This is a genomic window from Plesiomonas sp. PI-19 (assembly GCF_021368255.1).
GTDB classification, from domain to species: domain Bacteria; phylum Pseudomonadota; class Gammaproteobacteria; order Enterobacterales; family CAMTGL01; genus Plesiomonas; species Plesiomonas shigelloides.
Map to the genome: position 1 here is coordinate 2,642,856 of NZ_JAJNMQ010000001.1, position 21,704 is coordinate 2,664,559.

The window sequence follows — 21,704 nt, forward strand, 5'->3', positions numbered from 1 at the left end:
CGATGACAGATTTGACTCAGGGCGGCATCGAGCGCGATGACAACGACGGCACCGAACGCCAGTCGCTGCGCGTGTTTACCGAAAATGCCTACCTCAACTACTCCATGTACGTGATCATGGATCGTGCCTTGCCGTTTATCGGCGATGGCCTCAAGCCGGTACAGCGCCGGATTGTGTACTCCATGTCCGAACTGGGGCTGAATGCGGCTGCCAAGTACAAAAAATCCGCCCGTACCGTGGGTGACGTGCTGGGTAAATACCACCCGCACGGTGACAGCGCCTGCTATGAAGCCATGGTGCTAATGGCGCAGCCGTTCTCCTACCGCTACCCGCTGATCGACGGTCAGGGCAACTGGGGGGCGCCGGATGATCCTAAATCCTTCGCCGCCATGCGTTACACCGAATCACGCCTGTCTAAAATGGCCGACGTGCTGCTCGGCGAACTTGGCCAAGGCACGGTCGACTTCCAGCCGAACTTCGATGGCACCTTGCCAGAGCCTAAATGGCTGCCAGCTCGTCTGCCGCACATTTTGCTGAACGGCACTACCGGTATTGCGGTGGGGATGGCCACCGATATTCCGCCACACAACGTGCGCGAAATTGTCGGCGCAGTCTCGTTACTGATTGATAAGCCGGATGCCACGCTCGAAGAACTGATGACGCACGTCCAAGGTCCGGATTACCCGACCGAAGCGGAAATCATCACCCCACAAAGTGACATCAAAAAAATCTACCAGACCGGTCGCGGCTCGATTCGCATGCGCGCACTGTGGAAAAAAGAGGACGGCGAAATCATCATCACCGCCCTGCCACATCAGTGCTCTGGGGCGAAAGTGCTGGAGCAGATCGCCGCGCAAATGCGCGCCAAGAAGCTGCCGATGGTCGATGACCTGCGCGATGAGTCGGATCACGAAAACCCAACCCGTTTGGTGATTGTGCCGAAATCCAGCCGCGTTGATGTCGACATGCTGATGAACCACCTGTTTGCCTCTACCGATCTGGAAAAGAGCTACCGGGTGAACCTCAACATGCTGGGCCTCGATGGCCGTCCGGCGGTTAAAGGCTTAGTCACTATTTTGAACGAGTGGCTGACTTTCCGTCGCGATACCATTCGTCGCCGTCTGCAGCACCGTCTGGAAAAAGTGCTCAAGCGTTTGCACATTCTGGAAGGCTTGCTGGTCGCGTTCCTCAATATCGATGAAGTGATCGATATCATCCGTACGCAAGACGAACCGAAAGCGGTATTGGTGGCGCGCTTTGGCATCACCGAAACCCAAGCCGAAGCCATTTTAGAGCTGAAACTGCGTCACTTGGCCAAGCTGGAAGAAGTGCGTATTCGCGCTGAACAAGCTGAGTTGGAAAAAGAGCGTCAGCAACTGGAAGCTCTGCTGGGCTCCGAGCGTCGTCTGAACACCTTGATGAAAAAAGAGCTGCAGGCCGATGCCGACAGCTTTGGCGATACACGTCGCTCGCCGCTGGTTGAGCGTAGCGAAGCCAAAGCACTGACCGAGCGTGACCTGACCCCAGCCGAGCCAGTGACCGTGGTGTTGTCCGAAATGGGCTGGGTGCGCTGCGCCAAAGGCCATGATGTGGATGCCGCGGGCTTAAGCTACAAAGCTGGCGATGCCTACCGCGGGTTTGCCCGTGGTAAGAGCAACCAACCGGTGGTCTTTATCGACTCCACCGGACGCAGTTATGCACTCGATCCGATCACCTTGCCATCGGCCCGTGGTCAGGGCGAGCCGCTGACCGGCAAATTGACGCCGCCTCCTGGCGCGGTCATCGAGCAGGTGTTGATGGAAGAGGACAACCAGAAACTGCTGCTGGCCTCTGACGCCGGTTACGGTTTCATCTGTACCTTCGCCGATCTGGTGGCGCGTAACCGCGCCGGTAAGGCACTGCTCAATCTGCCGGATAACGCCAAGGTGCTGCCGCCACTGAACGTCACCCGTGACGATGACCTGCTGATGGCCATCACCTCGGAAGGGCGCATGCTGCTGTTTCCGGTCGCGGATCTGCCACAGCTGTCCAAAGGTAAAGGCAACAAGATAGTCACCATTCCATCTGCGCGCGCGGCGGCACGCGAAGAGTTGCTGCTGCATCTGCGCTTGATTTCAGCCCAAGCCAGTGTGACCTTGCATGTGGGTAAACGTAAGCTGACCATCAAGCCTGATGATTTGAGCAAATTCCGCGCCGAGCGCGGCCGTAAAGGCACCTTGCTGCCACGCGGTCTGCAAAAAGTCGACCTGATTGAAGTGCAAGAGCCGGTGACCTTAACCAGCACTGGTGACAGCGAAGAGTAAATCACGGGTACGGCGGTTAACACTCACCGTCGATATCCCCTGATGGCGCTCGCTAAAGAGACACCGCCCCGTTGCGATTTTTTCGTGATGGGGCTTTTTTATAGTTGCGACCGCGCGCTTTTCATCGCGCATACCATTTACAAAAGAGTGACATTCACTGCATTTGTATGTGTAATCACTGCAAGATTGTGATGGATATTCAATTTACATCACATTCTACTACAGTCATATCCACACTTGCCGATAGGCATGGCTGAGCCCCTCTCGCCTTGCAAGGATCGGATAGATGATGTCGATTACTGCCTTTTTACGCCGCTTTACTCTCAGACAAAAAATTCTCCTCAGCGTCAGCCTGTTCATTTTACTGAGCAACTTGATTGCCGGTACGCTCGGCTATCGTTCCGCGGAGGCTTTGATCCGCCACCAGCAGTTAGACGAGTATCTCCCGGCCTTGCTCGAAGGCGAGCGTAATGCCTTAAACGGCGAATTTGAAACCCTGAAACAGGCCACTCGCCAAATCGCGGAAAACCCGTTCTTACTCAATTTTGCCGCCCAAGGTTTTCCTGCCGAGCAAGAGCCACAACTGATTGCCCTGCTCAATCAGGTCAAACAGCAGTTCAACCTGACCACCACCACCTTTGTCGACCGGCAAAGTAATCGCTTCTGGAATCAAGATGGTTTCCTGCGCGTGCTCAACCCACAGCAAGATGGTTGGTACTTCCCGTATCGCGACAGTGGCCGCACTTGGGATAACAGCATCTATCGCGAGGCCAACGGCAATCTAAAACTGTTCGTCAACTACCAACAAACCAATGGCCGCGGAATGTCCGGTCTGGCGCAACCGTTGGATGCCGTGATTGCCCGTCTGCGCGCCATCAAAATCAAAGACAGCGGCTTTGTGTTCCTGACCGATGGCAGCGGTAATGTTCGCCTGCATCCGGATAACAGCGTAAAAGACATGACGCCGCTGACTCAGCTGTATCAGGGCAACAGCGCCACGCTGCTTAATCCACAGCACACCAGCGTGCAGGAATCGAGCCGTAACGGAGTTCCGGTACTGGTGGTCAGTACCCTGATCCCAGCACTGAACTGGTATCTGGTGGCCGAAGTGCCACAGGCCGAAGTGTTCGCCTCGCTACAGCAATTATTATGGCAACTGCTGAGTTGGGGCATTGGCGGCGGGATTGTGATGCTGCTGATTGCCGCCTTGGTCACTCACCGTTTGCTACAACCGCTCAGTGAATCGGCGCGTCTGTTTACCGAGCTCGGCGATGGCAGCGGCGATCTGCAACGTCGCTTACCGGCGCAAGGCCAAGATGAGCTGGCGCAGCTGGCGCGTGGCTTTAACCGTTTTGCCGATAAAATCCAGCACTCACTACAAGCGGTGGCCGATACCGCCAATGCGCTGCGTACCAGCGCCGAAAAAGTCGCCGAAGAGTCTGAACGTTCGCGTCTCGACAGCCATGCCCAGCGCGATAAAACCCTGATGGTGGTCACCGCCATTAATCAGATGGGTGCCACCGTACAAGAGATTGCCGGTAATGCCTCAGTGGCTGCCGATGCCACCCAAGGTGCGGAGCACGCCTCGGAGCAAGGCTTAACCATAGTCGGCAATACCAAGCAGACTATCCAGAATCTGGCCGACGACATGCAAAACATGGGCAGCGTGATCACCACCTTGGCCGGTCAGACCGAAAGTATCGGCACCATTTTGGACACCATTCGCGGCATCTCCGATCAAACCAACTTGCTGGCGCTGAATGCCGCTATTGAAGCGGCGCGCGCCGGTGAACAAGGGCGCGGCTTTGCGGTAGTGGCCGAAGAGGTGCGCAAACTGGCCAGCCGCACATCGGATTCGACCGCCGAGATCCAAAGCATGATCGACCGACTGCAACAAGAAGCCCAGCACGCGGTACAGGCCAGCAGTCGCAGCCATGAGCGCAGTTTGCATGGCGTACAATCAGCCGAAGAGGTGCAGCACAGCTTAAATGACATCGCGGCACGCATTGCCCAGCTCAGTGACATGAACACGCAAGTGGCCGCCGCCACCGAAGAGCAGTCAACGGTAGTACAAGATATCAACCAGAATCTGGATAGCATCAATCAGTTGACCGAGCAAAATGCCGGAACAGCCGAACTGCTGTCAGAGCAAGCGGCCGGCTTACGCAGTCTGTCACAACAACTGGAGCAGCTGGTCAGCGCGTTTCGCGTATAACAGCATGCACAAAAAAGCCGGCCCTGAAAATTCAGGACCGGCTTTTTATTGGCTCTCATGTTCACGGCACCCAGTGAGCATTGCTTAGTGCTTAGTGCTTAGTGCTTATTTCTTTGTAGCGTGCATTTCTTGCTTTGCGACTTTCTTACGTACAGTTTGCTTGCAGGCGTCTTAACTGCTGAACCGGTGGCTATGCTGCCGCCTGATCCCTTCCTTTTCTCGCATCACAACCGATGTAGCATCACTTACACACTAAGCTAGCCACACCGAGCACATCAATCACACCAAGCATACCTATCACACTAACACTGCTCACTCAGCACCGCCGATAACCACATTGACTTTGTGTTGGCTTACTTTTTCTTGGCTTTCGGGTTTGGCAGGTCGGTAATCGAGCCTTCAAACACTTCTGCCGCCAGACCAACAGATTCATGCAGCGTCGGGTGCGCGTGGATGGTCAGCGCGATATCTTCGGCATCACAACCCATCTCGATAGCCAGACCGATTTCACCCAACAGTTCACCACCGTTAGTCCCGACAATTGCGCCACCCAGAATACGGTGCGTTTCTTTGTCGAAAATCAGCTTAGTCATACCGTCAGCGCAGTCAGAGGCGATCGCACGACCGGACGCAGCCCATGGGAAGGTCGCGGTTTCGTACTTCAGACCTTCGGCCTGACACTCTTTCTCAGTCTTACCTACCCACGCCACTTCCGGATCGGTATAGGCGATAGATGGGATCACTTTCGGATCGAAGTAATGTTTCTTACCGGCAATCACTTCGGCTGCGACGTGACCTTCGTGTACCCCTTTGTGTGCCAGCATTGGCTGACCCACGATGTCACCGATCGCATAAATGTGCGGAACGTTGGTGCGCATCTGCTTATCGGTACGGATAAAGCCACGCTCATCGACTTCAACGCCTGCCAGACCGGCATCCAGTTGCTTACCGTTAGGCACACGACCGATGGCCACCAGCACGGCGTCATAACGCTGCGCTTCGGCAGGCGCTTTCTTGCCTTCCATGCTTACGTAAATACCGTCTTCACGGGCTTCCACCGCAGTCACCTTGGTTTCCAGCATCAAGTTAAACTTCTTGCTGATCTTCTTGGTGAACACTTTCACGATGTCTTTATCGGCAGCCGGGATCACCTGATCGAACATCTCGACCACGTCAATCTCTGAACCCAGCGCATGGTACACGGTACCCATTTCCAGACCGATAATACCGCCGCCCATCACCAGCAGGCGCTTAGGTACTTCTTTCAGCTCCAGCGCATCGGTTGAGTCCCAAATACGTGGATCTTCGTGCGGAATAAATGGCAGCTGAATTGGACGCGAACCGGCAGCAATGATGGCATTGTCGAAGTTCACGGTGGTCACGCCATCGGCGCCTTCCACGGCAATGCTGTTTGGACCGGTAAATTTACCCAGACCATTCACCACCTGCACTTTACGCATCTTCGCCATACCGGCCAGACCGCCAGTCAGTTGGCTGATAACTTTTTCTTTCCACAGACGGATCTTGTTGATGTCGGTGCTTGGCTCACCAAACACGATCCCGTGCTCGGCCAGTGATTTGGCCTCTTCAATCACCTTGGCAACGTGCAGCAGTGCCTTGGATGGGATACAACCCACGTTCAGACAGACACCACCCAGTGTGGAATAACGCTCGACGATCACTGTGTCCAGACCCAGATCCGCGCAGCGGAATGCTGCGGAATAACCTGCCGGGCCGGCACCCAGAACCACTACCTGGGCTTTGATTTCTTTGCTCATCATGACCTCGTTATAATCTTTTTCTTCCTGAACCGGGTACAGCGCGCACAACCGGAGGTTCACCGCGCCACGATTTTACAACCTTGTTAAAATCTCGCAAACAATGTTGCACCCGTTGTGCCTTATTCGTCGGTGCGGTCACAGCTTAAGCCGAAACCGCACCGGATCTGTCTTACATCACCAGACGGCGGATGTCAGACAGCGCGTTGTTCAGGAATGTGATGAAGCGGGCACCGTCAGCGCCATCGATCACGCGGTGATCGTAAGACAGTGACAGAGGCAGCATCAGACGTGGTGCGAACTCTTTGCCGTTCCACTTCGGCTTCATCTCAGACTTGGACACACCCAGAATGGCCACTTCCGGCGCATTCACAATTGGGGTGAAGGCTGTACCGCCAATACCGCCCAGGCTAGAGATAGTGAAGCAACCGCCCTGCATATCAGATGCAGTCAGCTTGCCAGCACGCGCCTTCTTGGAGATTTCCATCAGGTCACGTGACAACTCGGTGATGCTCTTCTTGTTCACATCACGTACCACTGGCACTACCAGACCGTTTGGCGTATCCACCGCAACACCGATGTTGATGTATTTCTTCAGCGTCAGCTTCTGACCATCTTCAGACAGTGAGCTGTTAAAGCGCGGCATCACTTCTAAGGCTTTGCCTACTGCTTTGAGGATAAACACCAGCGGGGTGATCTTCAGATCAGCCTTAGCGCGCTCCAGTTCAGCATTTTGCTGCTTACGGAAAGCTTCCAGTTCGGTGATATCCGCGTCGTCCCACTGCGTTACGTGCGGGATCATCACCCAGTTACGGTGCAGGTTAGCGCCGGAGATCTTCTGGATCCGACCCAGCTCAACTTCTTCCACTTCACCGAACTTGCTGAAGTCCACTTTCGGCCATGGCAGCAGACCCAGACCCGCGCCACCGCTCATCGCCGCCGACGAGGCAGCCTGACCGGATTCCAGACGCTTAAGCGCATCTTTCACGTAGTCTTGTACGTCTTCTTTCAGGATCCGACCCTTACGGCCAGTCCCTTTCACTTTGCCCAGGTTAACCCCGAACTCACGCGCCAAACGGCGTACCACTGGGGTTGCGTGAGCATAAGCATCGTTTTCTGCAAACTCAGCCGCAGCGGCTGGCTTAGCAGCGGCAGCTGGCGCTTCGGCTTTCACCGCGGCTGGCGCAGGTGCTGCACTGGCGACTGGCGCGCTGGCTACTGCTACAGCCGGAGCAGCACCGGCCACTTCAAACACCATGATCAGAGAGCCGGTAGACACTTTGCTACCCGCTTGAACTTTGATCTCTTTAACCACTCCGGCAAACGGCGCAGGCACTTCCATCGAAGCCTTGTCACCTTCTACGGTGATCAGCGATTGCTCAGCTTCAACTTTATCGCCAACCGCAACCATGATCTCGGTGACTTCCACTTCGTCACCACCGATATCCGGCACGTTAACGTCTTTCGCCGCGCTGGCCGCAGGAGCGGCAACTGGCGCAGCAGCAGCTACTGGAGCCGCCGCTTGTGCTGGAGCGGCACCCGCCACTTCAAACACCATGATCAGGGAGCCAGTAGAGACTTTGCTACCCGCTTGCACTTTGATCTCTTTAACCACACCGGCAAACGGTGCAGGCACTTCCATGGACGCTTTATCGCCTTCCACGGTCAGCAGAGATTGCTCTTCGCTCACGCTGTCGCCCACGGCAACCATGATTTCAGTCACTTCGACTTCATCACTACCGATATCCGGTACGCACACTTCTTTCAGTGCTGCCGCCGCCGGTGCAGCAGCTGGAGCTGGCGCTGGCGCCGCTTGCGCGGCAACCGGGGCGGCTGCCGCCCCTTCTTGCTCGAATACCATAATCAGTGAGCCAGTAGACACTTTGCTGCCTACCTGCACTTTAATTTCTTTCACAATACCGCCCGCTGAGGCTGGTACTTCCATGGAGGCCTTATCGCCCTCCACGGTGATCAGGGATTGCTCGGCTTCCACTTTATCGCCGACGCTCACCAGAATTTCGGTAACTTCAACTTCATCCGCACCGATATCCGGAACAAAAATCTCAATACTCATGACAGGTGCCTCTTATGCGTACAGCGGGTTAACTTTATCGGCATCGATACCGAACTTAGCGATAGCCTCGGCGACCACTGACTTAGCGATTTCGCCACGGTTAGCCAGTTCAGTCAGCGCTGCAACCACCACGTAGTGGGCATCCACTTCGAAGTGACGGCGCAGGTTTTCGCGGCTGTCAGAGCGGCCGAAACCGTCAGTACCCAGTACGCGGTAGCTGCTAGCTGGCACGAACGCACGGATCTGCTCAGCAAACAGCTTCATGTAGTCAGTTGCAGCAATCGCTGGTGCATCGTTCATCACAGCAGTCACGAACGGTACGCGCGGCTGCGCTTCTGGATGCAGCATGTTCCAACGGTCACAATCTTGGCCTTCACGTGCCACTTCGGTGAACGAGGTCACGCTGTACACGTCAGAGCCCACGCCGTAGTCGGCAGACAGGATCTGCGCCGCTTCACGCACATGACGCAGGATAGCGCCAGAGCCCATCAGCTGAACCTTCGCCTTATTACCGGCCACGGTTTCCAGCTTGTAGATACCCTTACGGATCCCTTCTTCAGCACCTTCTGGCATGGCTGGCTGATGGTAGTTTTCGTTCATGGTAGTCAGGTAGTAGAACACGTTCTCCTGCTCACCATACATGCGGCGCACGCCGTCTTGCATGATCACGGCCAGCTCGTAAGCGTAGGCAGGGTCATAAGCCACACAGTTAGGGATAGTCAGTGCTTGAATATGGCTGTGACCATCTTCGTGCTGCAGACCTTCACCGTTCAGAGTGGTGCGGCCTGAGGTACCGCCGACCAAGAAACCACGCGCTTGTTGGTCACCCGCCGCCCAGCACAGATCGCCGATACGTTGGAAACCAAACATGGAGTAGTAGATGTAGAACGGGATCATTGGCACATCGTTGGTGCTGTAAGACGTTGCCGCCGCCAGCCAAGAAGAGCCTGCGCCCAGTTCGTTAATACCTTCTTGCAGAACCTGACCGGCTTTGTCTTCTTTGTAGTAAGAAACAACTTCGCGATCCTGCGGGGTGTAGTTCTGACCCTGCGGGTTGTAGATACCCACTTGACGGAACAGACCTTCCATACCGAAAGTACGTGCTTCGTCGGCAATGATTGGCACGATATGCTGGCCAATCCCTTTGTCTTTCAGCAGCACATTCAGTGCACGCACAAACGCCATGGTGGTAGAGATATCACGCGCCTGCTCGCCCAGCAGTGCTTTGAATTCATCCAGAGCTGGAATAGCCAGCTCTTGGGTGAACTTCGGCAGACGGGTTGGTACATAACCTTTCAGCGCCTGACGACGGCCGTGCAGGTAGTTGTACTCTTCCGAGCCTTCTGGGAACTTGATGTATGGCAGCTTCTCGGTTTCTTCATCGCTCAGGTTGATGTTGAAACGGTCACGGAACTGCTTCACGCTGTCCATATCCAGTTTCTTCACGGAGTGAGCAATGTTCTTGCCTTCTGCCGCATCGCCCATGCCGTAACCTTTGATGGTCTTGGCCAGAATAACCACTGGCTTACCTTTGGTCTGCTTGGCTTTCTGGAATGCTGCGAAGACTTTCTCTGGATCGTGACCACCACGGTTCAGCGCCCAGATTTCGTCGTCGGTCATGTCTTTAACCAGTGCCGCCGTTTCTGGGTACTTGTTAAAGAAGTGCTCACGCACATAAGCACCGTCTTTGGACTTCAGGGTCTGATAGTCACCGTCAACAGTTTCGTTCATCAGCTGCAGCAGTTTACCGGAGGTATCTTTCTTCAGCAGTTCATCCCACTTGCTACCCCAGATAACCTTGATCACTTCCCAGCCAGCGCCGCGGAACAGACCTTCCAGCTCTTGTACGATCTTACCGTTACCGACCACTGGGCCATCCAGACGCTGCAGGTTACAGTTGATCACGTAGCACAGGTTGTCCAACTTCTCACGGGCCGCGAAAGTCAGTGCACCTTTGGATTCTGGCTCATCCATCTCACCGTCGCCCAAGAAGGCATATACGGTTTGCTCAGTGGTATTCTTCAGACCGCGATCGTTCAGATACTTCAGGAAGCGCGCCTGATAAATCGCATTGATTGGACCCAAGCCCATTGATACGGTCGGGAACTGCCAGAACTCAGGCATCAGTTTCGGGTGCGGATAAGAAGAAACGCCTTTGCCATCCACTTCCTGACGGAAGTTGTTCAGCTGCTCTTCAGTCAAGCGGCCTTCAATGAACGCACGGGCGTAGATCCCCGGAGAGATGTGACCCTGGAAGAACACCAGATCGCCGCCATCTTGCTCGTTACGCGCACGGAAGAAATGGTTGAATGCCACATCATAGATGGTGGCAGAAGACTGGAAGGACGCCATGTGGCCACCCAGATCCAGGTCTTTTTTGGAGGCACGCAGTACAGTCATGATGGCGTTCCAGCGGATCGCGGAACGGATACGACGCTCCAGCTCATGATTGCCCGGATAAGCCGGTTGTTCAGACGCCGGAATGGTATTGATGTAATCAGTGTGGATACCACTTGGCAGTGACACACCGTTTACACGTGCTTTATCCATGATCTGATCGATCAGGAACTGGGCACGCTCAACACCTTCTTCGCGAATTACCGATTCGAGAGCCTGCAACCAGTCGCTGGTTTCGATCGGATCCACGTCATTTTTCATCATGTCTGACATGGTGTTCTTCCTTATCTGCTTGTTCGGTCAATTTTGTTCAATCTGGAAGCCTTTCCGCGACCCTGTATGGGTTACCTGACGGAAAAACGCCTTCTTCTCGGTCTGCTTTCGCCGGCATATGTTTACCGGTCAATCCCTGCGTTGCTGCAGCCGCCGCAACGACCGTTCTTGACGGCTGTGTTCACGGCTAAGTTCCAGCAAAGTTTCCTCAATAAAGGCCAAATGACGGTGCGATGCTTCGCGTGCCGCCTCCGGCTGACGAGCCAAAATTGCGTCCACAATTTCAGCTCGGTGGCTGCTGACCTGCGCCAGCTTTTCACGCCGGGCATACAGCAGCTCAAAATTCTGTTTTACATTCTGCTCCAGCAGCGGAGCTAAGCAGCGCACCAGGTGTAATAACACCACGTTATGGGACGCCTCACTCACCACCACCAGATACTGCATCACCGCATCGGCTTCGGCCGCCGGATCATCTTTGGCTTGCGCCGCCACAATCGCCTGCTGACTCTCGCGTACGCGCGCAAAATCCGCATCCGTACCACGCAGTGCCGCGTAATAGGCCGACACGCCTTCGAGCGCATGACGCGTCTCTAACAAATCGAACTGTGACTCCGGGTGGGAAGATAACAACTCACTGAGCGGATCACTGAAACTGTGCCAGAGTTGTTGCTGCACAAAAGTGCCGCCGCCCTGACGGCGCAGGAGTAACCCTTTTGCCTCAAGGCGCTGAATAGCTTCACGTAATGACGGGCGCGAAACATCAAACTGAACCGCCAGTTCTCGCTCCGGTGGCAGCTTCTGCCCCGGGCGTAATGTTCCTTCCAATATCAGGCGTTCCAGCTGCTGTTCAATCACATCAGACAGCTTTGGCTGACGAATTTTGCTGTAGGCCATGCAAACATCCATTTGAATTGAACTGCCTGCTACGTTGGGATCAATTTCGCCGACTGTCAATTGGTATTACCAATTTTACGGTGCGATAAAAATTACCAGAATCCCCAAAATGTGTCCAGACGAAAATTGATCTGAATCATATTATGCCGCCAATGGTAACAAAAACGCTTCAGCTAACATAACATTTGTCATACTTAAATTGGTCAGACCATTTAACGTTTGTCGTTTTAAACGCTTTGCCAAAGCTGTAACGAGTCAGCTTTATAACTGACGGGAATAATCGGCCTTATTAGCGAAAAATACGTGTTTTGAGCTTATCGCTCTCAGGGAATTGACCTCTCGAGCACGTACATAACCGCAGCACAAACCGTACACTCGCTGCTCAAATGTCACCTTTAGCGGGGAAGAGATAGGAATAAATAAAAATGCCGTCTTTTTGCATCCAGAAAAACGCATTAACAAAAAGACAGACAGAAGACAGAAGACAGAAGACAGAAGACAGAAGACAGAAGACAGAAGACAGAAGACAGAAGACAGAAGACAGAAAGCCTGCCACACAGGCTTGACCACTATAGGCTTGACCAAAAGAAACAGGCCGCCCATCACTGGACGGCCTATCAACTCAATGCATCGCGTATGCCCGATGGCACTTCACACTAAAACGCAGCATGACAGCATGTGAGCCTCGTTACAGCAACAGGCCATAAATGGTCAGTACTGCCAGCGCAATCACCAGCCACAACGCCGCCTTACGCGCCAGCGCAACCGCATTTTGCGCCATCAACTCCCACGAATCACAATCTTGTGGACTCAAAGCAAAGCGACCAATCTCGGCGAGCACCCGATGCGCCGGAGTATGCCAATCCATCACCGACACCATCCACGCCGGCAGCGCCTTCTCGCCACTGCCCGCAAACACATAGGCCAGCGAACAAAGTCGCACCGGGATCCAATCCAGCCAGCCCAACAGATGATCTACCCCAGACTGCGCTCGCAGCAACGGATCTTCATGCTCCGCCAACCAGCTTTGATAGGCCCGCAGCGCGGTATACCCGAGCATAATGGCCGGCCCGCCGACCACAAACCAGAACGCAGGCGCCATGTAGTAGCGAAAGTTGGTCCACAGCAGTGCACTTTGCACCCCAATCAGCAGCGATTTCTCATCCTGCCCCGGTAAACCGTGAATACGCGCCAATTGCTCGGCGGCTAAACTGGCCGCTTCGTTATCACCACGGCGTGCCGCCGTCAAAAAAGCATGATAACGACGCCGTTTATATCCCGCCCCAATGCACAATAACCCCAGCGCAATCCAGCTCAGTAGCGTCAGTAAGCCAAACAGATGCCCACGGATCAGCCACAAATAAAGCAACGTCACCACCACCACGCCCAGCCACAGCGCAAAACTGGTCACCAACGAAGGGCGACGAATTTTCGGCCACAGCCCTTGCAACCAGTGATCCAGTTGCCAGCGCTCGCCGGTTTTAAACAGACGCTCCCACGCCAGAATTAACAGCAAGCTAAATAGCTTCATGCCCACGGCACTCCTTTATTGCATTGTATTGCGTTGTATACCCTTCCTACTTGAAGCTGCAGCGGTGTTGGCTACGTTCGTTCACCCCAATCACATAGTTTACCTATGCTCATGGGGATTCACTCACTTGCCGCCTATCTGCAACTTCACGTTGTTTGGGTATATACCCAAGCGACTTGGCGTAAGAAGGGTATATTCGGTTAATGCGACTCGCCACGAACTACGGCAAACCGCGCATAAAAATTATCCCAATCAAAGGCTGGGCCCGGATCGGTTTTGCGCCCCGGCGCAATATCGCTGTGGCCGGTGATCCTCAGAGTCCCCTCTGGTGTTGCCATGGCCGGATAAGTGTCTAGCAACAACGCCGTCAGTGTCACTAAACGCTGGTATTGCGCATCGCTGTACGGTGTGTCGTCAGTGCCTTCTAACTCAATGCCCACCGAATAATCATTACAGCGTGGCCGCCCCGCATACTCAGAGACCCCCGCATGCCATGCCCGCTGATTAAACGGGACATACTGAACAATCTCACCATCACGCCGGATCAAACAGTGCGCCGACACCCGTAGCTGATAAATATCGGCAAAATACGGATGTTCGTCTGGCGGCAAAGTGCCGCAAAACAGCTGATCAATGTACGGCCCGCCAAACTGACCAGGCGGTAAACTGATATTGTGCACCACCAGCAACGATACCGGCTCGTCTGCCGCCCTCGCATCGCAATGGGGTGACGGGCAGTGACGCACCCTCGCGCCGTTCAACCAGTTATCCTGCAACTGTAAGGCCGGTTGCTGTGTTGCCGTCATCACCTCGTTCCTTTCGTTGTTCTGTTTTGTATCGCGTTTTTGAATCCAGTTGAACAGTAAGCTTGCTGCGTTATTCGAACATAACACAAACATAACCCGCATCCCTCTGCATGCTGTTAGCATTATAAAAAGCCCACGATGAATTCATAGCTTCTGGTGCCTAGCCTCTAATACCTAGCATAAATTCAGTACTGCAATTAATCGCCTGAATTAACAGCATCGCTTCACGTCGCCGAGAGTTAACCTTGCTGCAGCTATGCTTAAGCAGATAACTGCACTGATATTGAAGCAATAGCCATTTAAGCAATAGCCATGCCGCTTCGTCTTACACCCCAAAGACAACCAAAACCGCTTCAGCCGTGCGCAGCGCAGAGTTTGTTACATGACGGATGCGAAAATACACGCAGTACGTTACCATCTTCAACAGGATTTAAAGTGGAGTTAACCCATGCCGCGTCGCATTCATAATGCCGAGCAACGCCGTCTGATGCTGCAAGAACAGCTCAATAAGGATATCCCGTCTCGCGTACGGGCCGCACTGCAAGAAGATCTCGGCAGCGATCACCCCGTAGCCGATGCCGATCTCACCGCTGCGTTACTGCCGGCCACCACCTCAGCCACCGCCCGCCTGATCACCCGTGAAGCCGGTGTGTTTTGTGGTCAACGCTGGGCGGATGAAGTGTGCCGTCAGTTGAGCGCAGGACACCCCGATCCGATCCAACTGCACTGGAAAGTGCAAGATGGTGATAGCCTGCAGCCCAATCAGCTGCTGCTGGAGCTCACCGGTAATGCGCGCCAGATCCTGACCGCCGAGCGCACCATGCTCAACTTTATCCAGACCTTGTCTGGCACGGCCAGTGTAACCCGCCGTTATGTCGAGCAACTCGCCGGCACTCACACCCGCTTGCTGGATACACGCAAAACCTTACCGGGCCTGCGCAGCGCGCAAAAATACGCGGTACAGTGTGGTGGCGGCGTCAATCACCGTATCGGCCTGTATGATGCCTTCCTGATCAAGGAAAACCATATCATTGCCGCCGGCGGCGTTAAGCAGGCGGTAGACCAAGCACATGCCCTCGCCCAACGTACCCTGCAGCACGATGTGCCGGTAGAAGTGGAAGTCGAAAGCCTGCCTGAGTTGGATGCCGCCATCCAAGCCGGTGCCGATATCATCATGCTGGATAACTTTACCCTGCCGCTAATGCGTGATGCCGTGGCTCTCACCGCCGGTCGCGTGCAATTGGAAGTGTCCGGCAATGTAACGCTAGAATCGTTGGCTGATATTGCCGCCACTGGTGTGGATTTTATTTCTGTCGGCGCGCTCACTAAGCATGTCCGCGCACTGGATCTGTCACTGCGCTTTAGTGAGCAGTAAACAGTAGCGAATTAAGAAGGCGTACCAATCAATATCTCCCCATAATTAGCACACCTGCACAACACAATACGCTAATTATGGGGTTGTTCTTTCCCTCGCTATTATCAATAACGCCTAGAGTTTTCCTGTAGCATCAACGTGCTTTCGCTAATCATTTTCTATAACCAATTGCATCCAAAAAAATTATAAAACCAATCAACATCCATTAAATAGAAGAGGCTTTTATTAAATTCAGCCGCGTGCTAATTTAACTCTCACTCATAAAGTCTAATTAATACGCATATTCACTCATAGGGAATTATTCCGGGGAAATAATATTAATAAAAATAGCGAATAAGCACATCGAGCATAGGTACAGTCTAAATAGCACCATCAAGCGAAATAGCCGTAAGCCTAATGTGGAAAAACGTACCATTCGCCAACCTGCAAAGCATGTGAAATTTATTGCAGCCACTGCTCGCTCTCGCTAGCACCTCTCATCTCTCATACATAAATCTTTGTGATTCATTTTCCAACTCACCAAGCCGGCTTTGCAAACCCCCTCATGCTGTCAGCACAATAGCCTTGAGGGTCTGCTGCTCGTTGTCCTGCCGACTCTCAACATTACCGGCTAACTACCTTAAAAAAGCGGTGCCTGACCAAACGGCATCAAGCAAAGCTTAGCGGCCGGATGATGGGAAACCACGGATACGTTTTTCTATAAGGAAACGGGCGTGGCTTATGGATTTCCGCAAATACGGATTGCGGAGTGTGAGGTTAGGAGAGAACAAGATGAAAGCAGTGAACAAGGGTTTTACCCTGATTGAATTGATGATTGTGGTGGCGATTATTGGTGTATTAGCCGCAGTGGCCATTCCAGCCTACAAAAATTATGTAGGTAAAGCGCAGTTTTCTGCTGGCCTTTCCCAAATAGCCGCTCTGAAAACCCCATATGATATGTATATTTATGAAAAGGGGACAGACCCTGCTGATGCTGGTGCTCTAGGCTCAACTGAAACTCAATCTAACGGCACTATTACTATTGAAAATATGAATGCAACAACAAAAGCAGGCGGTGGATTAAAATTCACTTTTGAAGCAGGAGCTACGGCTGGCGTTAGCGGAGAAGAAATTACATTGACTAAAGATAGTAACGGCGCATGGGTCTGTAAAACAACCGTTACAAACAGCGAATTTATTACAGGCTGCGCTAACCCTAAAGGTTAAAAATGATTTTTATTCTATGGCGGACATTCCGCCATAGAATATTCACGAGGGAACGATGAATAACAAAACCATTACTGATAAATATCAACATCTTTTTTTCCTCCTTATCGAATATAAAGCCCTTCCCCTACAAGAAGACGACAATACTCTCTATTTATCTATCACCGATATTAACAATTACAAAGCCGCCGATGCGTTTCGCTTTGCCACCGGTAAAAATATCGAATTAGTACAGGCCGATAAAAAAGAGCTGTATGCCCGTATTGAAGAGCTGACCGGCCAAAAGGTCGACGATATTGTCACCGCTGCCGACAGCGAAACCTTGGGCGAGCTTGATGAGCTCGACGGTGATAGCCGCAGCACCGAGACCGCCGAAGTAGCCGATGAACAAGATGAAGCGCCCATTGTGCGTTTTATTAATCAGATGCTCAGCCGCGCAGTGCGCGTGAAAGCCTCCGACATTCACTTTGAGCCCTACGAGAAAACCTATCGGGTACGTTTTCGTGTTGATGGCGTGTTACAAGAAATCACCGCGCCGCCACAAAAACTGGCCCAGCGCCTCGCCGCTCGCCTAAAAATTATGAGCCGGCTGGACATCGCCGAACGCCGCGTACCACAAGATGGGCGCATCAAGCTTAAACTGAGCGAAGGCACTACCATTGATTTACGGGTATCTACCTTGCCCACCCTATTTGGCGAAAAGGTGGTACTGCGGATTCTCGACTCCTCCGCCGCCCGCTTGGATATCGAGCAACTCGGCTTTACCACCCGTGACCAGCAGCTATACATCAATGCCCTAGCACGTCCGCAGGGGTTGATTCTGGTTACTGGCCCAACCGGAAGCGGTAAAACCGTCACCTTGTATACCGGCTTATCTCGCCTGAATACCCCTGAGCGCAATATCTCAACGGCTGAAGATCCGGTAGAAATCAACTTAAGCGGTGTCAACCAAACTCAGATTAACACCCGCGCCGGCCTGACTTTCGCCAGCGCACTGCGCGCCTTTTTGCGCCAAGACCCTGACGTGGTAATGGTGGGGGAGATTCGAGATCTGGAAACCGCCGAAATTGCGGTAAAAGCGGCACAAACCGGCCACTTGGTACTCTCCACGCTGCACACCAACTCAGCCGCCGAAACCTTAACCCGCCTATCGAATATGGGTGTACCGGCTTATAACATCGCCTCCTCGGTGAATCTGATCATTGCTCAGCGGTTGGCGCGACGTTTATGCCCGCATTGCCGTGAAGCCATCACCTTGAGCTATGCCGAACAACAAACCCGTGAGTTCACCCCGCTACAACCGGATGGGATCACCATTTACCGCGCCCACAAAGAAGGCTGCGATCACTGCAGCAGTGGCTACAAAGGGCGTACCGGTATTTACGAAATGATGCCGATGTCTGGCCAGCTGACCGATGCCATTTTGCGCGGCGCTCACGCCCCTGAGCTCACCGCTATTGCCTGCCAACAGGGCATGCTGACCTTGCGTCAAGCCGGCTGTGCCAAAGTGGTTGAGGGGATCACCTCATTGGAAGAAATCGAGCGCGTAACAGGAGTGTAAGATGTCTGCACTGACTCAGCCGAAAGTTCGCAAGCAATATGCCTATAAATGGAAGGCCGTAAATCGGCAGGGCCAAGAGACGTCAGGCGAATTAGATGCCAGCTCATTGGATGAGCTAAAAGTGATCCTGATGAGCCGTGGCTTTAGCCGCATTGAAGCGAAGAAAGTCTCACAATCGGTATTTGCCAAGCTCAAAGACCGCATAAAGCCCTCGGATATTGCCTTTTTCAGTCGGCAACTTTCCACCATGCTGTTTGCTGGCGTTCCGGTGCTACAGGCACTGCGTTTAATTGGCGAAAGCCATGCTAAACCCAGTATGCGCCGTTTGATCAACGGGATCGCCGCCGATGTCGAAAGCGGTACCCCTATTTCGCAATCACTGCGTAAATATCCGCTGATCTTTGATGATCTCTTTTGCGATCTAGTCAGTACCGGTGAAGTCACCGGCCGCTTGGATCTGGTGATGGACAGGATCGCCACCCACCGCGAAAAAATGGAAGCGTTGAAATCTAAAATCAAAAAAGCACTCTTCTATCCCTCCATGGTCATGTTGGTAGCCATCGGAGTCTCTGTGCTAATGCTGCTGTTTGTCATCCCGCAATTTGAACAGCTTTATCACGGTTTTGGCTCTGAGTTACCGGCATTTACTCAGATGGTGCTCAATCTTTCTATCTTGTTACGTGAACAAGGTGGCTATGTCGCCGCCGGCATTGTGCTGGCCTTTTATCTCTATCGCCGTGCCTATCGCAGCTCCGAGAAAGTGCGCATGAAGCAAGATGCCGTGATGCTAAAAATGCCGGTGATCGGTGAAATGCTGCACAAAGCTTCGGTCGCCCGATTTTCGCGTACCCTGTCGGTGACCTTCTCCGCCGGTGTGCCGCTCTTAAGTGGCCTACTTTCCGCCTCGGGCGCCTCCGGTAATTTGGTTTACCGCAATGCCATTTTGGCGGTACGCAAAGAAGCGGAGCAAGGCATTCCCATTCACTTGGCGATGCAAAAACAGCAACTGTTCCCCGCTATCACTACGCAGATGGTGATGATCGGTGAAGAGTCCGGTTCGCTCGATGGGATGCTGGATAAAATCGCCAGTATTTACGAGCAAGAAGTGGATGATATGGTTGATGCACTGTCGAGCTTATTAGAGCCGTTCATTATGGTAATTATCGGCGGGATCGTCGGCTCACTGGTGGTTGCCATGTACTTGCCAATATTCAATATGGGCAGCGTGATTGGATAAATCGCTCATGCAATCCCCCTATCTTCATCATCACATCCACCCTAACGGGTGGATGTTTGTTTAGGGCCGCAGGATTAACGCGCATTCGTCGGCGCAGTCAAACGCGCTTCACCAATCTTGTGTTGCAGGATAAAAAAGCCCGCATAAGCCGGTGACGCGTTGGCTGGAATATCCAGTTTCGGCACATTCAGCGCATAAACGGTGATCTGATAGTTATGCGGTTGAGCGCCTGCCGGAGGGCATGCACCGCCAAAGCCGTCATAGCCAAAATCATTACGCAGCTGGATCGCCCCTTTCGGCAAATCTTTGCTGTCTTTCATACCAACATTTTCTGGCAGACTATGCACATCCGCAGGAATATCGACCATCACCCAGTGCCACCAGCCACTGCCAGTCGGCGCATCCGGATCGTACATGGTCACGGCAAAACTCTTAGTGCCTTGTGGGATATCACTCCATTTCAGCGCGGGTGATTCGTTTTTACCGGTACAACCCCAACCATTAAAGATCTGCGCATTTTGTAAGGTCTTACCGTTTTCCACCGTTGGACTGCTCAAGTCCATCGCTTGCGCACTCATACTCAGGCCGCCCACAACCATCAGACACGCTATTGCTTTTTTCGTAAACATACCTGCCACTCGCTTTAAAAGTAAAAATCTCATTAAGCATAGTCGACCACTTAGCAAGATCCACTGCGAGCAATACTTGGTCACAACATACTCAACCACAGCATGTACAACTTAGTTACCGCATCGCTCAGCAATCGCGATAGCACATCGATAACACACGCATAGCCAACACCGGCGCACCTACATCGCTCATCACGCATCACAGGGATAAAAAAATCCCGCGCTCCTAAGGATACGCGGGATTTTTTACTATCTTATGTTGAGAGATTAACCGTTAAATACACGGTTTTCCTGCTCAGCCACACGGATAAAAGTGGTGCGTTTGGTCAGCTCTTTTAAGCGGGCTGCCCCCACATAGGTACAGGCCGAACGCAGGCCGCCCAACACATCACGCACAGTATTTTCCACCGGACCACGGAATGGCAGCAGAACAGTTTTACCTTCTGAGGCGCGGTATTGCGCTACGCCACCAACATGGCGGTTCATTGCGGTATCGGAACTCATGCCGTAAAACTGCATGAATGTCTGACCATCTTGCTCCAGCAAGCGTCCTTCACACTCTTGGTGCGCCGCCAGCATGCCGCCCAGCATGACAAAATCTGCGCCGCCACCGAAGGCTTTCGCCACATCACCCGGGCAAGTACAGCCGCCATCGCTGACAATCTGGCCACCCAGACCGTGCGCGGCATCCGCACACTCAATCACGGCCGACAGCTGTGGATAGCCGACACCGGTTTTCACGCGCGTGGTGCACACCGAACCTGGGCCAATGCCCACTTTCACGATGTCCGCACCGGAGAGGATCAACTCTTCGACCATCTCACCTGTGACCACGTTACCGGCACAAATCACCTTGTTCGGGAACGCTGCACGCACTTTTTGCACATACGCCACGAAATGCTCGGAGTAACCGTTAGCCACATCGATACAAATGAAGTTCAATGCTTCGCTCAGCGCCAGCACTTCTTGCAGTTTGATGAAGTCTTGATCGGAGGTACCACTCGACACCATCACATACTTCAACACCTCAGCCGGCTGTGCAGCCACAAAGGCGGCCCACTGCGCGGTGGTGTAGTGTTTGTGGACTGCGGTGAGCATTTCAAAGCCCGCCAGCGCAGCAGCAATGCCGAAGGTGCCTACGGTATCCATATTGGCGGCGATAATAGGTACGCCAGACCATTGACAACCCGCATGCTTGAACGTAAAATTCCGATCCAATGTAACCTCTGAACGGCTCTTCAATGTAGAGCGCTTCGGACGGATCAGAACATCTTTGAAGCCAAGCTTCAGGTCTTCTTCGATACGCATTAAATAAGTAATCCTTTTCTTCTGTATTTCCGGCCGCTGCAGATTTTAGCCGATCCTCAGGCAGTCGGAGATAGTCGTTATATTGCTGTGATTATCGGACAATAATCACCATGCAAT

At 53.1% G+C, this 21,704-nt stretch carries 14 protein-coding genes; 6 read left to right on the plus strand and 8 right to left on the minus strand.

The window, feature by feature from the left end; genetic code table 11:
* The first annotated feature begins 2 nt into the window (after positions 1 to 2).
* Both parC and LQ901_RS11640 read left to right on the plus strand, forming a co-directional pair.
* The gene (parC, locus tag LQ901_RS11635) at positions 3 to 2,303 is read left to right on the plus strand and encodes a DNA topoisomerase IV subunit A (RefSeq protein WP_152106041.1); all 2,301 of its coding nucleotides are present in this window, start codon (positions 3 to 5) and stop codon (positions 2,301 to 2,303) included.
* 286 nt (positions 2,304 to 2,589) lie between these two features.
* Positions 2,590 to 4,518, plus strand: a complete 1,929-nt coding sequence (locus LQ901_RS11640; protein ID WP_106911392.1) for a methyl-accepting chemotaxis protein — start codon at positions 2,590 to 2,592, stop codon at positions 4,516 to 4,518.
* A 353-nt stretch (positions 4,519 to 4,871) separates the two neighbouring features.
* On the opposite strand, the gene lpdA is transcribed toward LQ901_RS11640, so the two are convergent.
* From lpdA to ampD, 6 genes are all read right to left on the minus strand, one after another.
* Entirely contained in the window at positions 4,872 to 6,296 is a 1,425-nt protein-coding gene (gene lpdA / locus LQ901_RS11645; RefSeq protein WP_010862594.1) for a dihydrolipoyl dehydrogenase, read from the minus strand.
* Between the two features lie 172 nt (positions 6,297 to 6,468).
* The gene (gene aceF, locus LQ901_RS11650; RefSeq protein ID WP_152136128.1) at positions 6,469 to 8,370 is read right to left on the minus strand and encodes a pyruvate dehydrogenase complex dihydrolipoyllysine-residue acetyltransferase; all 1,902 of its coding nucleotides are present in this window, start codon (positions 8,368 to 8,370) and stop codon (positions 6,469 to 6,471) included.
* A gap of 12 nt (positions 8,371 to 8,382) precedes the next feature.
* Complete coding sequence (gene aceE / locus LQ901_RS11655) at positions 8,383 to 11,040, minus strand: pyruvate dehydrogenase (acetyl-transferring), homodimeric type (RefSeq protein WP_233672269.1); 2,658 nt, start codon at positions 11,038 to 11,040, stop codon at positions 8,383 to 8,385.
* Between the two features lie 129 nt (positions 11,041 to 11,169).
* A complete protein-coding gene (gene pdhR, locus LQ901_RS11660; protein WP_010862597.1) occupies positions 11,170 to 11,934 on the minus strand; it encodes a pyruvate dehydrogenase complex transcriptional repressor PdhR in 765 nt (254 codons plus the stop codon).
* Between the two features lie 688 nt (positions 11,935 to 12,622).
* A complete protein-coding gene (gene ampE / locus LQ901_RS11665) occupies positions 12,623 to 13,465 on the minus strand; it encodes a beta-lactamase regulator AmpE (protein WP_010862598.1) in 843 nt (280 codons plus the stop codon).
* A 200-nt stretch (positions 13,466 to 13,665) separates the two neighbouring features.
* Positions 13,666 to 14,271 carry a 1,6-anhydro-N-acetylmuramyl-L-alanine amidase AmpD gene (gene ampD, locus LQ901_RS11670; RefSeq protein ID WP_233672270.1) on the minus strand — a complete coding sequence of 202 codons (606 nt, stop codon included), beginning with the start codon at positions 14,269 to 14,271 and terminating at the stop codon, positions 13,666 to 13,668.
* Positions 14,272 to 14,719: 448 nt separating this feature from the next.
* On the opposite strand from ampD, the gene nadC reads away from it, so the two are divergent.
* The 4 genes from nadC to LQ901_RS11695 all read left to right on the plus strand — a co-directional run bounded on the left by nadC (position 14,720) and on the right by LQ901_RS11695 (position 19,650).
* Positions 14,720 to 15,646 carry a carboxylating nicotinate-nucleotide diphosphorylase gene (nadC, locus tag LQ901_RS11675; protein WP_233672271.1) on the plus strand — a complete coding sequence of 309 codons (927 nt, stop codon included), beginning with the start codon at positions 14,720 to 14,722 and terminating at the stop codon, positions 15,644 to 15,646.
* A gap of 771 nt (positions 15,647 to 16,417) precedes the next feature.
* A complete protein-coding gene (locus tag LQ901_RS11685; protein ID WP_115150269.1) occupies positions 16,418 to 16,852 on the plus strand; it encodes a pilin in 435 nt (144 codons plus the stop codon).
* A 55-nt stretch (positions 16,853 to 16,907) separates the two neighbouring features.
* Positions 16,908 to 18,413 (plus strand): type IV-A pilus assembly ATPase PilB, encoded by a 1,506-nt coding sequence (gene pilB, locus LQ901_RS11690; protein WP_233672272.1) that lies wholly within the window; start codon positions 16,908 to 16,910, stop codon positions 18,411 to 18,413.
* A gap of 1 nt (position 18,414) precedes the next feature.
* Positions 18,415 to 19,650, plus strand: a complete 1,236-nt coding sequence (locus tag LQ901_RS11695; protein WP_064977168.1) for a type II secretion system F family protein — start codon at positions 18,415 to 18,417, stop codon at positions 19,648 to 19,650.
* A 74-nt stretch (positions 19,651 to 19,724) separates the two neighbouring features.
* On the opposite strand, the gene LQ901_RS11700 is transcribed toward LQ901_RS11695, so the two are convergent.
* Both LQ901_RS11700 and LQ901_RS11705 read right to left on the minus strand, forming a co-directional pair.
* Positions 19,725 to 20,279 carry a YbhB/YbcL family Raf kinase inhibitor-like protein gene (locus LQ901_RS11700; RefSeq protein WP_207541928.1) on the minus strand — a complete coding sequence of 185 codons (555 nt, stop codon included), beginning with the start codon at positions 20,277 to 20,279 and terminating at the stop codon, positions 19,725 to 19,727.
* Between the two features lie 267 nt (positions 20,280 to 20,546).
* Positions 20,547 to 21,587, minus strand: a complete 1,041-nt coding sequence (locus LQ901_RS11705) for a GMP reductase (protein ID WP_233672273.1) — start codon at positions 21,585 to 21,587, stop codon at positions 20,547 to 20,549.
* Positions 21,588 to 21,704: the final 117 nt, after the last annotated feature.

Coding starts and splice junctions, on each gene's coding strand:
- pilB (WP_233672272.1), top strand. CDS start 16,908: ATGAATAACAAAACCATTACTGATAAATATCAACATCTTTTTTTCCTC.
- ampD (WP_233672270.1), bottom strand. CDS start 14,271: ATGACGGCAACACAGCAACCGGCCTTACAGTTGCAGGATAACTGGTTG.
- nadC (WP_233672271.1), top strand. CDS start 14,720: ATGCCGCGTCGCATTCATAATGCCGAGCAACGCCGTCTGATGCTGCAA.
- LQ901_RS11705 (WP_233672273.1), bottom strand. CDS start 21,587: ATGCGTATCGAAGAAGACCTGAAGCTTGGCTTCAAAGATGTTCTGATC.
- pdhR (WP_010862597.1), bottom strand. CDS start 11,934: ATGGCCTACAGCAAAATTCGTCAGCCAAAGCTGTCTGATGTGATTGAA.
- LQ901_RS11700 (WP_207541928.1), bottom strand. CDS start 20,279: ATGTTTACGAAAAAAGCAATAGCGTGTCTGATGGTTGTGGGCGGCCTG.
- LQ901_RS11695 (WP_064977168.1), top strand. CDS start 18,415: ATGTCTGCACTGACTCAGCCGAAAGTTCGCAAGCAATATGCCTATAAA.
- LQ901_RS11640 (WP_106911392.1), top strand. CDS start 2,590: ATGATGTCGATTACTGCCTTTTTACGCCGCTTTACTCTCAGACAAAAA.
- lpdA (WP_010862594.1), bottom strand. CDS start 6,296: ATGAGCAAAGAAATCAAAGCCCAGGTAGTGGTTCTGGGTGCCGGCCCG.
- aceF (WP_152136128.1), bottom strand. CDS start 8,370: ATGAGTATTGAGATTTTTGTTCCGGATATCGGTGCGGATGAAGTTGAA.
- ampE (WP_010862598.1), bottom strand. CDS start 13,465: ATGAAGCTATTTAGCTTGCTGTTAATTCTGGCGTGGGAGCGTCTGTTT.
- parC (WP_152106041.1), top strand. CDS start 3: ATGACAGATTTGACTCAGGGCGGCATCGAGCGCGATGACAACGACGGC.
- LQ901_RS11685 (WP_115150269.1), top strand. CDS start 16,418: ATGAAAGCAGTGAACAAGGGTTTTACCCTGATTGAATTGATGATTGTG.
- aceE (WP_233672269.1), bottom strand. CDS start 11,040: ATGTCAGACATGATGAAAAATGACGTGGATCCGATCGAAACCAGCGAC.